The 14,712-nt window shown below is 52.7% G+C and carries 13 protein-coding genes, 3 tRNA genes and 1 pseudogene; 7 read left to right on the top strand and 10 right to left on the bottom strand.

Features of this window, described 5'->3' with window-relative positions:
* The first annotated feature begins 16 nt into the window (after positions 1–16).
* Positions 17–391: a hypothetical protein gene (locus tag M2118_RS03590; protein ID WP_110232654.1), complete on the top strand. Its 375-nt coding sequence runs from the start codon at positions 17–19 to the stop codon at positions 389–391.
* Here the strand turns inward: M2118_RS03590 and M2118_RS03585 are convergent.
* The 7 genes from M2118_RS03585 to M2118_RS03555 form a co-directional block, all read right to left on the bottom strand.
* Positions 388–999: a hypothetical protein gene (locus M2118_RS03585; protein ID WP_280794572.1), complete on the bottom strand. Its 612-nt coding sequence runs from the start codon at positions 997–999 to the stop codon at positions 388–390. The two genes, M2118_RS03590 and M2118_RS03585, sit on opposite strands and share 4 nt — an antisense overlap.
* A gap of 292 nt (positions 1,000–1,291) precedes the next feature.
* A complete protein-coding gene (locus M2118_RS03580; RefSeq protein ID WP_110232656.1) occupies positions 1,292–1,852 on the bottom strand; it encodes a TetR/AcrR family transcriptional regulator in 561 nt (186 codons plus the stop codon).
* A gap of 47 nt (positions 1,853–1,899) precedes the next feature.
* A complete protein-coding gene (gene hemL, locus M2118_RS03575) occupies positions 1,900–3,210 on the bottom strand; it encodes a glutamate-1-semialdehyde 2,1-aminomutase (protein WP_110232657.1) in 1,311 nt (436 codons plus the stop codon).
* Positions 3,207–4,181, bottom strand: a complete 975-nt coding sequence (gene hemB, locus M2118_RS03570; protein ID WP_110232658.1) for a porphobilinogen synthase — start codon at positions 4,179–4,181, stop codon at positions 3,207–3,209. Before hemB ends, hemL begins: the two co-directional genes overlap by 4 nt.
* On the bottom strand, positions 4,178–4,924 hold the full coding sequence (locus M2118_RS03565; RefSeq protein WP_110232659.1) for a uroporphyrinogen-III synthase: 747 nt from the start codon (positions 4,922–4,924) through the stop codon (positions 4,178–4,180). Before M2118_RS03565 ends, hemB begins: the two co-directional genes overlap by 4 nt.
* Positions 4,921–5,847: a hydroxymethylbilane synthase gene (gene hemC, locus M2118_RS03560; protein ID WP_110232660.1), complete on the bottom strand. Its 927-nt coding sequence runs from the start codon at positions 5,845–5,847 to the stop codon at positions 4,921–4,923. The genes M2118_RS03565 and hemC overlap by 4 nt, the downstream gene beginning before the upstream one ends.
* The gene (locus tag M2118_RS03555) at positions 5,840–7,105 is read right to left on the bottom strand and encodes a glutamyl-tRNA reductase (protein WP_110232661.1); all 1,266 of its coding nucleotides are present in this window, start codon (positions 7,103–7,105) and stop codon (positions 5,840–5,842) included. Before M2118_RS03555 ends, hemC begins: the two co-directional genes overlap by 8 nt.
* A gap of 62 nt (positions 7,106–7,167) precedes the next feature.
* On the opposite strand from M2118_RS03555, the gene hemE reads away from it, so the two are divergent.
* From hemE to M2118_RS03535, 4 genes are read left to right on the top strand one after another with little or no spacing between them, the layout of a single operon-like run.
* Positions 7,168–8,247 carry a uroporphyrinogen decarboxylase gene (gene hemE / locus M2118_RS03550; protein WP_110232662.1) on the top strand — a complete coding sequence of 360 codons (1,080 nt, stop codon included), beginning with the start codon at positions 7,168–7,170 and terminating at the stop codon, positions 8,245–8,247.
* A complete protein-coding gene (gene hemG / locus M2118_RS03545; RefSeq protein ID WP_110232663.1) occupies positions 8,244–9,599 on the top strand; it encodes a protoporphyrinogen oxidase in 1,356 nt (451 codons plus the stop codon). The genes hemE and hemG overlap by 4 nt, the downstream gene beginning before the upstream one ends.
* A complete protein-coding gene (gene hemQ, locus M2118_RS03540) occupies positions 9,596–10,282 on the top strand; it encodes a hydrogen peroxide-dependent heme synthase (RefSeq protein WP_239406840.1) in 687 nt (228 codons plus the stop codon). The genes hemG and hemQ overlap by 4 nt, the downstream gene beginning before the upstream one ends.
* Positions 10,279–11,382, top strand: coding sequence for a ferrochelatase (locus tag M2118_RS03535; protein WP_280794571.1), 1,104 nt, complete (start codon positions 10,279–10,281; stop codon positions 11,380–11,382). The genes hemQ and M2118_RS03535 overlap by 4 nt, the downstream gene beginning before the upstream one ends.
* Before the next feature lie 73 nt (positions 11,383–11,455).
* Here M2118_RS03535 and M2118_RS03530 read toward each other — a convergent pair.
* The 3 genes from M2118_RS03530 to M2118_RS03520 form a co-directional block, all read right to left on the bottom strand.
* Positions 11,456–11,531 (bottom strand) — tRNA-Phe (locus M2118_RS03530).
* Between the two features lie 51 nt (positions 11,532–11,582).
* Positions 11,583–11,656: transfer RNA gene (locus M2118_RS03525), tRNA-Asp, on the bottom strand.
* A gap of 29 nt (positions 11,657–11,685) precedes the next feature.
* Positions 11,686–11,761, bottom strand: a tRNA-Glu gene (locus tag M2118_RS03520).
* Positions 11,762–11,920: 159 nt separating this feature from the next.
* On the opposite strand from M2118_RS03520, the gene M2118_RS03515 reads away from it, so the two are divergent.
* Both M2118_RS03515 and M2118_RS03510 read left to right on the top strand, forming a co-directional pair.
* Positions 11,921–13,204 (top strand): M23 family metallopeptidase, encoded by a 1,284-nt coding sequence (locus M2118_RS03515; protein WP_110232665.1) that lies wholly within the window; start codon positions 11,921–11,923, stop codon positions 13,202–13,204.
* Positions 13,205–13,455: 251 nt separating this feature from the next.
* Positions 13,456–14,648: pseudogene (locus tag M2118_RS03510) on the top strand (IS3 family transposase); the annotation flags it as partial.
* Between the last annotated feature and the right edge of the window lie 64 nt (positions 14,649–14,712).

Below are 14,712 nucleotides of genomic sequence, written 5' to 3'. Positions count from 1 at the left end.
GTCATAAGATGAGCACATGACTGAACGTGAATTTCTCGAACTCTGGAACAAGAATCGTCAGCAGATTGTGGTGTCCCAAATGGCGCCGACGTTTCTGCTCATTGTGACCGTGGGTCTGATCACTCTCGGTCTCGCAGGCGGGCCACTGTTTTTGAGCCTGGCCACCCTTGGCATTCTGCTTGCGTCAGGAATCTTGGGCGCTCTCGTTCAATACGCCAGTGCAACAGAGGCCATGGCAGTTGCCGCCGATTTGGCACTCGTGAAGTCACCTTCGGCAGCTAGCCGTCAGGTGGTCAAGTTTGCGCCATGGCTCAACGTCGTGCGGTTTGTTACTCCCGCCATCTTCACGCTGATTTTCTTGCTCTTGGCCTCAATCTTGTTGATGGGCTAGAAGCCGAAGTCTCCAAAGTCACCAAATCCGGCTTCGCCGAACCCAGCATCACCAAAACCGCCACCATCGGCGGAGATGGTTTCAGCTCCACCAAAATCTGATCCAGTATCTGCGCCGGTGTCAGCTCCGCTGTCGCTGGCCATATCTCCGCCCATATCCATGGGCATGAAAGCACTCATCAGCGTTGAGGCGATGACATAACCGGCAACGCTTCCGAGAAGTGAACTGGCAAACATCGAACCAAATCCTGGACCGTTCTGTCCTGCCTGGCCGAGTGTTCGTTCCATGGTGCCGGGCTGGCGCATCTCGGAACGGGTGGCTGAGACAGCAAGAGCTCGAGGTTCATCGCTCAAGGGTGCTTCACCAGCTGGCGCATCAGCACTGAGCTGGGTAAACAACATCTTGCGCTGCTCCGGCGTGAGTTTGGCAAAGGCTTCTTCGTGCACTTGTTCAATAGCTTCAGGCGAGGCCGTGCGCAGGAGGTAGCGGTAACGCTCAACGGCAATCTCGTCTTGGTTGCGTGCGGCTGAAGCCTGACGAACCTGATCGGTTGTGCGGCGGTACTCCTCATCGGAGTTGGTTCCAAAGAGTCGATCTAGAAATCCCATGCCAACAGGCTATGGATTATCACTGGGAACTAGCTGAGCACCGCCTGAAAATGAGGCGAACAAAAAGCCCCTGATATTCAGGGGCTTTGAGGTGGTGGCTCCGACGGGCGTCGATCCCGTGACCTCACGATTTTCAGTCGTGCGGGGGATGATTCTGTTGAATGAGTTTCAGTCACTAACCCTTATATCGCTTAGGTTTTTGACGCTACTCGTTCACAACAGTCGGGTTAGTTCTTTGGGTTTTGTGGGCAAAATGTGGGCAAAAACAATTCAGTTTCTAAAAAATAAATTGCTAGAGGGCGGCATCTACTCCAGCAATTACAAATTTTTCTAAAGCCGCTGCTTCAGAAATGAAAGGCTTACCCGAATCGATTCGCTCTGCAGCTGAGGTAATTGCAGCAAAAATCAGGCTGACTTGAGAAGAAGGATCCTCGATACCCAACTCTTTAAGCGGCGAAATCAGGCTAGTCAGAAAGTAGCCGTGCATTGCCATCAGTTCGCCGCGTTGTTCTTCACGAAGATTCTTTACGGAAATCTCCCTCACCACACGGTGTTCTTTGCTTGCCATGTGTGCCAGGGAGTAGTGAATCCACAGACGCACTTGTTCCATCGGTTCTTGTTCGGCAGAGACAATACGGTCAATCTCATTGCTGAGATCTGCCATGTCGTTGATGAGTAGTTCACCAAGAATGTTTTCTCGGGAAGAGAAGTATTGATAAATCGCGGGGCGTGACAATCCAGTCGCCTGGGCGATACTCGCCATGGAAATTCCCTCGACGCCTGAGGCATCGAGCAACTGGAGAGAAGCCGACAAGATTGCTTCTCTGCGAGTATCTGCAATCGGGGAAACCATAACGATTAATCCTATAAGCGTGCGGTAATACCGCTTTCAGTAATTTCTCAGCTTGAGCGCAGTCTCACTTGTTGCGCAGCGACTGACGCGGCCTTGGCAATCTTGTCCACGTCGTCATCTGTCAAAGCACCGGAGACAAACCACGCCTCGAATGCAGACGGAGGTACCGAAATTCCCTGTTCAAGCAACGAATGGAAGAATACTGCGAAAGCCGAAGTGTCCTGCTTTTTTGCGTTATCAAAGTTGTAGACGTTATTAGGCGTGAAGAAGAAGGAAAAGAGGTTTCCCGCCTGCTGAAAACTGTGTTGGACATCTGCGGCGATTAAGGCATCAGAGATAGCAGAACCCACTTCACGAGCTCTGGAATCAAGTGCCGTATAAAGCTCTGAGTCACACAGCTCTAACGTTGCTAGACCGGCCGCGGTGGCAACAGGATTACCGCTCAAAGTGCCCGCTTGATATACAGAACCGCTTGGGGCGAGAAGTTCCATGACGGCAGCAGAGCCACCCACGGCAGCCAGCGGCATACCTCCACCAATGACCTTTCCAAAGGTGAACAAGTCAGGGGTCCAGTCCTCTTCAGTACCAAACTTTCCCCACCATCCACCTTGAGAGATTCGGAAGCCTGTCATGACCTCATCCAGGATGAACAGCGCACCGTGCTTCTTCGTAATGTCTGAGAGGAACTTGTTGAAACCTGGCAGGGGTGGAACAACACCCATGTTCGCAGGGGTTGCTTCAGTGATCACTGCGGCAATCTCAGAACCTCGTTCGGTAAAGAGCTGCGTCACAGCGTCAATGTCATTGAAAGGAACAACAATGGTGTCTTGGGTCTGGCCAGGCGTCACACCAGGTGAGTTAGGCAATCCGAGCGTCGCAATACCGGAGCCTGACTGAACTAAAAGGGAATCGCTGTGCCCGTGATAGCAACCCGCAAACTTCACGATCAGGTTGCGGCTAGTTGCAGCTCGAGCGAGTCGAACTGCTGTCATTACAGCTTCTGTCCCAGAGGAAACAAATCGCACGCGTTCACAAGCAGGAACACGAGCAGCAATTTCTTCAGCGAGCAATACTTCACCCGGTCCTGGTGCGCCGAATGAGAAAGACTTCTCCATTGCGGACTTCACTCGCCCCACAACATGTGGATGAGTGTGACCAACAATCATGGGTCCCCACGAACCCACAAGGTCTACGTATTCGTTGCCATCAACATCCCAAACTTTCGACCCTTCGCCTTTGACGAAGTAGCGGGGAGTGCCACCGACGGATTGAAATGCTCGGACAGGTGAACTCACGCCACCAGGGATGATGCGCTGGGCTCGGTTGTGCCATTGCAGTGACGTCTCAAAAGTGGTCATGATTGCTCTTTCAGTTTGAGTGCAAATTCAAGTGCCCAGTATGTGCAGATAATGTTTGCGCCAGCTCGCTTGAGGGCATAAAGAAGTTCGAAAATAGTTGCTTCCCTTGGAATGACGCCCTGAGCTGCTGCCGTTTCCACCATGGAATATTCACCAGACACCACATAGGCAGCAACAGGCTTGGAAGACAGTTGTGCCGCTTGTCTGAGCACGTCCATATAGGCGAGGGCAGGTTTCACCATCACCATGTCTGCGCCCTCATCCAAGTCCAGAAGAATCTCTTCAGCTCCCTCTTTGGTTCGGCGAAAATCTTGTTGGTAGGTCTTGCGATCACCAGAAAGTTGAGATTCCACAGCATTACGGAAGGGGCCATAGAAGTTCGAAGCATACTTCGCGGCATAGGCAAGAATCCCGGTGTTCACAAACCCACGGGCATCTAGACCGTCACGAATGGCAGTAACCTGTCCATCCATCATTCCGCTGGTTCCCAAGAGATCAGCTCCAGCTTCCGCGAGAACGGAAGCCATCTCCACGTAGTGCTTCAATGTCGCGTCATTATCAACCGCTCCGGAGGAATCCAACACTCCACAATGTCCATGATCAGTGAATTCATCGAGGCAGAGATCTGCAACGAGCACTAACGTGTTGCCCACGTGCTCACGGGCTTTCCTGACTACTCGAGTCAAGATTCCCCCAGACAAGCAGGCCTGGCTGCCTGCCTCATCTCTCTCTTCAGGAACAGCAAAGAACATGACAGAAACAATCCCGGCAGCAATCGCGTCGTCAAGGACGTGAAGGAAGGATTGTTCTGTGTGCTGTAGAACACCAGGCATGCCCGGGATTTCACGAGGTTCAGTGATCCCCTCCTTTACGAAGATGGGGAGCATGAGGTTTTTGGGGCTTAATGTGACATCTGCAACGAGCTCGCGCATCGCTGGGGTTGTCCGGAGTCGTCGTAGACGATTAATCATGAGCTGTGTGCTTTCAGATATTCGGAGATGGTCAGGGCAACTGTTTCAGGGCTGGGGTCGACTGACACTGCGGAAACGGAGAGACCTAGCACCCCCGCCTGCGCTGCAGTTGTGCGCCCAGCACAAAAGACAGGAAGGTCTACTACCCCGTTGAAATCAACAAAGGCACGAGCAGCACTCGGGGAGCGAAGCAGCACTCCTGAAATCTGTCCGTTGGCTATCTGTTTCACAGACGTGGGGAAATGTGTAACGGCTTCAGTCGCATAAATCACTTCTTCCACAAGCTCAAAGCCATGTGTGATCAGAGTTCGGGAAAGTGACTTCATGGCAATAGAACTCGAGGGGATGATGACAGGACAAGGCTCTGTTTTCGCAATCACCGAAGCCAGTGAGTCTGAATCTGCCTCGCTTGCACGAAGTACGTTGTGAGCACCGAGGTCATTGAGCAGCTTCTCGGTTTGTGCGCCGATTGCTGCGAAATTGAGATCAGGCGCTGTCTGAATAATCTGCTCAAGTTCGCCAGGATTAAGTTCTGCTTGAAAAAAAGACAGGGCATTTGTCGAGGTCACCACGAGCCATTTGCTGCCCGGTGCAATCAACGCTTCACGCAGTCGAGCGATCCCTCCAGGATTGTTAACTTTGGAAATGCTCAGATAGGGATCGACGATGCTCTCGACACCATGCACGTCAAGTGCAGCCTGATCAACGTCATTTCTGTTTGCACGGATGAGGAGTATGCTCATTTCCAAGCCACCCGCTCTGCGATAGGACTTGCCTTCAAGCGGGAAGCAATCTCGAGGCCTAATTCTTGTGCCCGTGGGCACTCATCAAGACCTAGTTCAGCACTGAGTTCAACCCGTTGAGACTCTCCCGTGCTTTCCACGGACAACTCTGCACGAAGGATGAGGGTTCCTTGTTCCCAGAAAGCCCATGCCCCAATTGCTGTGGCACAACCGGCATCCAATCCGACTAAGACATGACGTTCCGCTGCGACAAGAAGTCGGGTCTCCTCATCATCGAGAACAGCGAGAAGCTTTCGGACATAAGCGTCTTCCGAGCGGCATTCAATTGACAATGCGCCCTGTCCTGCTGCCGGAATGAAGTCGGTGTTCTCAAATATTTCGCAGACCACATCAGCCCGCCCAATACGGTTTAGCCCTGCCATGGCGAGTAACGTGGCATCAAATTCGCCCTGCTCGACTTTGGCAATTCTTGTGTCGATATTTCCGCGGATGGAGGTCACGGTCAGATCTGTTCGCAACTGCCGAATACGTGCCGCACGTCGTGGTGAAGACGTCCCAACGACAGCCCCTGCAGGCAGTTGCATAAGAGGGATATTTCCTCGACTCACGAACCCATCACGCGAATCTTCACGGAGGGGGATGCATGCAGTCTCGATTCCCGGGAAGGGCTGGGCGGGGAGATCTTTCATGGAATGCACGATGAAGTCGACCTCATGAGAAAGGAGAGCATCACGTAAGGCAGAGACGAACAGGCCCGGGGTCTTTGATTGATTGAGCGGTTCGGTGCTGATGTCACCCTGTGTCTGTATGAGGACTTCTTCAATCTCCAGATCAGGATGCTTCTGACATAGCTGGGAGGTAAAAAGTCGGGTCTGGGTGAGGGCGAGAAGACTGCCTCGCGTGCCCACGCGTAATTTAGCCACCTTCGTTCACCTCGATATTAAAAAGAAGCCGAACAGCATTGATGTAGTCATCGTGATTGCCATCAACAGCGAGCTCTTTGGCCTTTACAGACGGTGCATGCAAGATGGCATTTGTGACTTTGCGAAGGGACTTCTGCACTTCTTCGGCAGCTGAATTGCCGGACTTTCGCCTCACACTTTCAATCTCTTCATCAACCCAAAGGCCGATGTGTGAACGAAGTGCGGCAACGACAGGATCGATACTTCGTGACGCCATGCTGTTTTCAAAATCAGTCACAGCAGTATGAATGATTTCTCGCGCGGTGAGGACAGATTCAATGTGTTCTTGAGGTGCCCGATGCTTAATCTGCTCAAGATCAATCACACTCATTTGCTCGAGCTGAGACACCTCCGGCGCAACATCCTTCGACAGTGAGACATCGATAAGCACTAAATCTGACTTGCCCGATCTGTAGGCGAGGACTTCCTGGGCAAGGGTTACATCGACGGCATACCCAGGAGCGCCACTTGCGCTGATGACGAGATCTACCTCTGCCATGACCTGAACGAGTTGCTCTTTGCTCACGGGAGTTGTTTCATGATTTTCTGAAAACTTCTCAGCCCGTCCCGCACGTGAGTACACAAAGATGTTGTCTACGCCCTGCCTCTGAATCGCCGCAGAAACTACTCGGGAATAGGCGCCCGTGCCAATGAGGAGGACCGACTTACCTGCAATCCCGCCCAACTCTTCAGAGGCCACATCCAGTGCCGTCGTGATGACCGAACGCCCAGAAGCTCCCAGACCGGTTTCAGTCGTAACTGCTTTGGCAACCGAGGCCGCGTTTTGGAACAAGTGGTTCAAGTTTTTAGAAACATAGCCCCGCTGATGAGCCAGAGAAAGTGAGCGTTTGACCTGCCCAGATATTTCTTCCTCGCCAACAATCATGGACTCAAGTCCCGCGGCAACAGAGAACAGGTGTTGCGGAACACTATCGCCGTAGAGAACCTTCAACATGGACGTGACTACCTCGGAAGAAACGCCTAATGCAGTTGCTACCGCAGAGGTGACATAGTCCATGGAGTCGTGAAATGACTCCGCCTCAAAATAAATCTCAAAACGGTTACAGGTCGCCAACACGACGACCCCTTCAAGAAAAGAATCATGCGGACTCAAGGTGTTTAACACCTGCGCCGAAGCTGCTTCAAACTTCTCGAGATCTGTTAACGGGGTGTCGTGGAAGTCGGTTCCTATAAAGACGAGTGCCACAAAGCTCAACATAACAACTGGGCTTCTGACACTGTGTCAGCTTTTCTGGCCTCTCCGCTCTAGAGAATGAGCCTGTGAATCTACCCGCGGAACACCCACTAAACACCGGCGCAACTGGCGCATCTTTATTGGTGTTGAACATGCGCGGTCACCGCACCTCTCCTCTGCCCGTATGGTTCATGCGTCAGGCGGGTCGCTCGCTACCTGAGTATCGCAAGTTGCGCGAAGGCATCGCGATGCTAGATAGCTGCCTCACTCCTGAACTGGTTGTCGAGATCACTCTGCAACCCGTGCGACGCCATGGGGTGGACGCCGCTATCTTCTTCTCCGACATTGTGATCCCCCTCAAACTTGCTGGTCTAGATGTTGATATCAAGCCAGGTGTAGGTCCTGTGTTGGAGAATCCGGTGCGAACCAAAGAAGCCGCCGATGCGTTGCGCCTGATTGATGGCGACGCTTTTGCTCCCATCACAACTGCTGTTGGCATGCTTGTGAAGGAACTAGCTTCAACTCCCCTGATTGGGTTTGGTGGAGCTCCCTTTACTCTTGCCTCCTATCTCATCGAGGGTGGTCCGTCGAAAGAGCTCCCCCATTCCAGAGAGATGATGCGAAACCAGCCTGAGCTGTGGGCTCAGATTTTGAACTGGTGTGCAGATATCACTGCACAGTTCATCTCCGCACAGGTCGTTGCAGGTGCGAGCGCACTCCAAGTTTTTGATAGCTGGGCAGGACGTCTGAGCCCGGATGAATATGAAACATTTGCCAAGCCCTATTCAGAACGATTGTTTTCACAGCTTGCACTACTCGTTGACAAGGATGGAGTTCCGGTTCCGCGCGTTCACTTTGGCGTAGGAACAGAGTCACTCTTGGAATCTATGCATGAAGTAGGTGCAACTGTGATGGGTATCGATTCCAACACTGATCTAGAGCGTGCTTCAGCACTTTTCACTAACAAGGTTCCTCTCCAAGGCAACATCTCTACAGAACTGTTGACAGCAAACTGGGAGACGTTGGCAGAACACATAGATGAAGTTATCGCCTCTGGTTTGAATGCTCCTGGTCATGTGGTGAATCTGGGCCATGGTGTTCCCCCTGAAACAGATCCAGACGTGCTCACCCGAATTACTGAATACATCCACCGCACAACAACATGATTCAAACAGATCGGGTCGTCATTGGTGCCGGGATTTCCGGCATGCTGGCAGCGCTTCGGGCGACTTCCCGTGGCGAAACGGTTGTAGTTCTCGAGAAAGAAGCGCACGCTGGTGGACTGATTGCACCCGTCACTATTGGCGAGATTGATATCGATGCTGGCGCTGAAGCGTTTTCAACCGCCGGGGAGAGCTTCCTGCAGCTGCTCGATGAATTGGGTTTGAACGATCACATCGTTTCCCCCCAGCGAACTGATGCGCGCATCGTTGCCTCCCCGACGCTTCGGTATCCGATTCCACATGGTGTTTTAGGGATCCCGAGTTCACTTGAGGACCCCGAGCTCGCTTCCATCATTTCTCCGCAGGGACTGGAAGAAGCTCGCCGCTTAGATGCACAACCAGTCGGTGAGCTGCAGGGTGTGAGCGTGGCGGAATTGGTTAAGACACGTCTCGGTTCTGAGTTTGTTGACAAGTTAGTCGATCCTCTTTTTAGCGGGGTTCACGGTTCGTCAGCGCACACGCTGTCGGCCGAATCCACAATTCCCGCACTTCTGCGAGCTCTGAGAGAAACAGGATCTCTGTGTTTGGCAGCACGACAAATTCGCGCCTCCCAGCCGCGTCCTGGAGCCGCTGTGGCAAGTCTTGATGGCGGCATGTTCACTCTCGTCGCTGAGCTCTATCGACTTTTGGTGAGCAAGAAAGTTTGGTTCTCTTTCAACAGCAAAGTAGCCAGTGTCCAGCAGGAGAATGACCAGTGGCGCTGTGAAACGAGTAACGGAGCCTTCGTCAGCACCCACCTGACTATTGCAACCGGAATCAGTACTGCTTTACACGTCCTCACGTCCTGTGACAGTCAAGAAGTAGTTGCTGAACTTGCAACACCGGAGACTCATTCCGTCGATGTTGCACTAGTGATTTTGTTGGTCGAATCGACCCAGCTGGATTCCTTCCCCCTCGGTAGTGGCGCGCTCATGTCAGAGAACAGTGACGTGACCGCAAAGGCATCAACTCACGTGAATGCCAAGTGGGAATGGGTGGACAATGCCCTGCCAGAGCATCACCATCTCATTCGCCTGAGTTATGGCCGCGACGGAATTCTTCCTGAGGGTGATCTCATTTCTCTAGCCCAGGAAGACCTTCCCCAGCTTTATCAAATTGACGACGCGACTATTCACAGTGCGGTAGTTCAGCATTGGCCCGGTTCGCTTTATCAAGCAAGTACTCCAGCCAAGGCCCAACAAGAGCAACTCCTAAACACTGCACAAAAACTCGATGTCGAACTGTGTGGCTCCTACATTTCCGGAAACGGACTACTTGGCATTACTCGTGATCACTATCAAAGGATGACCCCGTGACAGAAACAAAATTCGACACCATCAACGACACCATTCGATACACAAACTGGACGTCATATCGCATGATGAGTCCCGTCGCTCTGCCGGAAGCTGCCCAAGCAGAGTTCACCGAATGGGTTGCGAGCTTGACTGCCCGTGACCTCACCTTGCGTGGAACTTACGACATTCGAGGGTTCCGTGGAGATACAGCCTTGCTGTTGTGGATACATGCCAGCTCTGCAGAAGAAGTTCAAGATGCTCTCAAAGAGTTCTCCCACCTTGCATTCGGCAAACACTTTGAATCCACCTGGTCTGGAATGGGACTTCACCGTCCTGCAGAGTTCAATCGGACTCACGTGCCCGGCTTCATGTTGGGAAAGGAAGCAAAGAAGTGGCTGTGCATGTATCCCTTCGTGCGCTCTTACGACTGGTATCTCATTCCTGAAGAGGAGCGTCGTGAGATGCTCGTCGAACACGGTGTTGCTGGTCACAAATACGAAGGCATCACTTCCAGCACGGTGGCGTCTTTTGCTCTCGGAGATTACGAGTGGCTGCTTGCTCTCGAATCTGAAGACCTTCACGAAATTGTCGACATGATGCGCGACCTCCGATACACCAAAGCTCGAATGCATGTCCGCGAAGAAGTTCCCTTTTTCACCGGCCGTAACGTTGAACTGACACAGATTGCCGAGAACTTCTCATGACCTACGACGCAATACTCCTCACATCCTTTGGCGGACCCGAAGGTCCTGACGAAGTGATGCCCTATCTCGAGCGCGTCACCGCCGGTCGCGGTGTTCCACGAGAAAGGCTAGAAGAGGTCTCGCACCACTACCTAGCTCTGGGTGGCGTCAGCCCCATCAATGAACAAAACCGTGCTCTCCTTGCCGCGATGAGGGAGAGGTTCCCCGAACGAGGGATTGATCTCCCGATCTATTGGGGAAATCGCAACAGTGCACCGTTCTTTGCTGATGTCGTCAAGGAAATGTATGACAACGGCCACCGTCGCGTTCTTGCGTGGGTCACGAGCGCTTACTCGTCCTACTCAGGGTGCAGACAATATCGAGAGAACCTCTATCAAGCCCTGGCGGACAATGACCTCGTCGGCAAAATGGTCATCGACAAAGTGCGTCACTACTTTGATCACCCAGGTTTCCTCCAGCCTGTTATTGAAGACCTTGAGGACAAACTCCAAGCAATGGTCAAGGACGGCCTAGATTATTCAGAAATCGACGTCATGTTTGCCACCCATTCCATTCCAGATGCCATGGGTGAAACGAGTGGACCACCAGCTTTGCGAGAAACCTTTGAAAAGCCAGGTGGAGCTTATGAAGCTCAACATCTTGCTGCTGCAGAAATAGTGATGAATAAAGTCCATTCTGATCTAGGAGTTTCTTCGGTGTCATGGCAGCTCGTCTATCAATCTCGCAGTGGCTCCCCACAGATACCTTGGCTCGAACCTGACGTCAACGACGCTATTCGGGATATTCACGCATCGGGAAAGAAAGGCGTCATCGTTGTTCCAATCGGTTTTGTGAGCGACCACGTTGAAGTAATTTGGGATCTCGACAACGAAGCACAGGAAACTGCGTCAGAGCTGGGGATGTATTTTGCTCGCGTCACCACTCCTGGGAGCAGTCTTGCTTTCACAGACGGTATCGCGGATCTCATCCTGGAACGGGTTAACGGAGCTGCTGCTCAAGCACTCTCACCTCTGGGACCTTGGCCAAGCCAATGTGCGGCGGGGTGTTGCCCTAATTTGAGACGTGAACTCAAAGTCATAGCCGAGGCCAGCGCAGAGTAAGCAGGAAGCTCTGAAATCTGCTACTGATACATCCGACAGAAAATCTAAAACCCCCGCGCAAGCGGGGGTTTGGTGGTGGCTCCGACGGGCGTCGATCCCGTGACCTCACGATTTTCAGTCGTGCGCTCTACCAACTGAGCTACAGAGCCCTAAGCAAACTAGCCGCTTAGATGAAAAACCCTTCCGAAGAAGGGCATCCGCGACCCTGACGGGACTTGAACCCGCGACCTCCGCCGTGACAGGGCGGCGCGCTAACCAACTGCGCTACAGGGCCTTACTTGGTAATCAGTTCATCCTACATCTTGGTGACCCCAACGGGATTCGAACCCGTGTTGCCGCCGTGAAAGGGCGGAGTCCTAGGCCGCTAAACGATGGGGCCAAGAAGTAGAGATAAAGCAACTACCGAGAGATAAGCATAGGGAAAATGCGTGCGGTTCGCCAATCGAGGTATCCACAGGCTCGGAGAGCCTTCCCAGCTTTCTCCAAGTTCGCTTGTTACTGTCGAAGAGACCGTGCCTATATGCAACAGGAGAAGTGAATGAAAAGCACCGAAGGAACGCCCAAGGCGTCCGTCTTGTTGCTGCGTAATTCGCGGACCTATCTGGCCATCGCTGTCATCGCGATCGCAGGATTGGTTTCTGGCGTCGTGGTATCTCAGTCTGCTTCGGCAACTGATTACCCCTCCTGGGCTGACGTGGAAAACGCTCGCGGTAATGAGGCTGCGAAGACGGCACAGATTGCTCAGATTCAAGGCCTCATCGCCCAGCTCCAAGCGGAGACGGAAGCTGCCATAGCTGAAGCTACGAAAAAGGGTGAAGAATACGGCGTTGCCATGAAGAAGTTCGGCGCAGCCGAACAGACCGCAGGTCAGCTCGAAGCTCAAGCAACGAAGAGCCAGGCAGAAGCAGATGCTGCAGCTGCCCAGGCTGGTCGTCTCGCTGCTCAGTTGTATCGCTCCGGCGGTAGTGATCTCAGCATGAATCTGCTGATGGAGAAGACCTCAGACGGTGCAGACAAACTCCTGAGCAAGCTCGGCAGTATGAGTAAGCTCGCGGAACGATCGAACGCCATTTATGCCACCGCCCAGACAGCACAGAACGAGGCTGCTTCGCTGTCGAAGCAGGCCAAGGTTGCTCTCAAGGCACGTGATGAACTTCGTGCACAAGCTGAGGCAGCTTTCACCGCTGCAACTGCTGCACAGGAAGCTGCTCAGGCAAAACTAACCGAGAGCGAAAACCAGCAGATGATCATGCAAGCTCAGCTTGCTGCGCTGCAAGACGCCACCGCGGCAACGGTTGCTGGCTATGAGGCGGGTGTTGCCGAGGCTGCACGTATCGCTGCTGAGCGCGCAGCTGCTGAAGCAGCGGCACGAGGCATTTCCGTTTCGGGTGCAGGGTGGACCCACCCGGTTCCCAATGGATACATCTCGAGCTCGTGGGGTCCTCGCGATAACTTCTACATTCCCGGTGTGGGCTGGACTGGTTCCTTCCACAACGCAACAGACCTTGCCGCGGGCTGTGGCTCACCAATCTATGCCGCCTCTGGTGGTCGCGTGACCTATGCCGGCGCAATCGGTGGCGGTTACGGCTACATGGTGGAGATTAACCACGGTGGCGGTATCCGTACACGTTACGGCCACGTCACCTCTGGTGGTATTGAAGTTGGCTACGGCGACACTGTCGGCCCCGGCACGCTCATTGCTCGCGTTGGTGCCACTGGTCTTGCGACTGGTTGCCACGTTCACTTCGAGGTTCACGACAGCCCCGCTTTCAACGGTATTGACCCCGAGCCCTTTATGGCTGACCGCGGTGCACCACTCTAAAGATTCGACGCAACATACAAAGAACCCCCGCTCAACAGTGAACTGCTCCCCAAAAGTTGGACTGATTAATCAGTATCCAATTTCTGGGGAGTATTTCTTTGCAACCAAATAGTTCACTCACAACACCTCAACGAGAACAGCTCGTTGATCTCTTCGAAACCGGCTTCGGTTATGTTGCCGCCGCTAACCGTTTAGGTTTCTCCGTTGACGCCTCGAAACAGTTCCATCGCAAGTGGATGCTTCATGGCAGGCTTTGTCTTATGCAAAGCAAAACCAAAAGTACTTTCTCTTTTGAAATCAAAAAAGAAGTAGTCGAACGTTTTCTTGCCGGTGCGACAAAGATGGAACTCGCGGCAGAGTTTCAGTTAAGTTCTGTTCAGCTTGTGACCGCATGGGCTCGTCAATGGCGAGCAGGCGGTGATGAGGCGTTGATGCCCAAACCTAAGGGCAGGCCTTTTGGTTCGGTTCAAAACCAGGAAGTTTCCAGCGAAGAAGACCGGCTGCGCCAACAAGTTAAACGCCTTGAAGCAGAGAACGCGTATCTAAAAAAATTGCGGGACTTGAGGAACCAAGGACACGCCTAAAGGTCCAGGTGATTTCCTCCCTCAAGTCCGATCACGCCCTTGACGATCTCCTCGCCGCAGCGCAGATGGCAAGGTCGACCTATTATTACCACCTCGCCCGGCTTGATGCGCCTGACCGGCATGCCTTCCTCAAAGCAGTCATCGTCACAGTCTTCTTCGCAAAAAAGAGACGATATGGCCATCGCAGAATCTGGCTGCATCTAACTCAACATGGTTGGCAAGTGGGGAAGAAGCTGGTTTATAAACTCATGAAACAGTTAGGCCTGAAATCGAAAGTGCGCATCAAACGCAAATACAACTCCTATCAAGGCACGATTTCTCATATCGCAGCGAACCATCTCAACAGAGAATTCGACGCAACAGCACCAAACCAGAAATGGGTCAGTGACGTGAGCGAATTCCGGGTGGGAAACCAGAAAGTGTATCTCTCAGCGATCTATGACCTGTTCGATCATGCAATCGTGAGCTTCAAAACAGGAACCTCACCGAATACCGGATTGACGTCACGGAGCCTGAAAGACGCGTTTGAACGTGAACAACCAGCTGCCGGACTACTCGTTCACACAGATCAAGGATTCCACTACCAACACCACTCGTGGCGTGAACTGTTGGAAGAACATGGCGCTATCCAATCCATGTCCCGCAAAGCAAACTGTTATGACAACGCCCTGATCGAGAACTTCTTCGGACACCTCAAAACAGAAATGTTCCATGGTGAAAGATTCAACACCGTCAACGAACTCATCGAAGAAATTGAGGAATACATCGATTGGTATAACAGAGATCGTCTACAAGAACGACTGAAGGGCATGACCCCGATGCAATATCGGAACCATGCCCTTCAGTTAGAAGCCGCCTAGTATTTATCCTGTCCAACTTTCGGGGGACAGTTCACAGAGCGGGGGTTCTTTCGTGGTCTGTGTG

Source organism: Aurantimicrobium minutum, assembly GCF_029892845.1.
Taxonomy (GTDB): Bacteria; Actinomycetota; Actinomycetes; order Actinomycetales; family Microbacteriaceae; genus Aurantimicrobium; species Aurantimicrobium minutum_B.
Note: the sequence above shows the minus strand (reverse complement) of the source record. Positions and strands in the feature narration are given on the sequence as shown.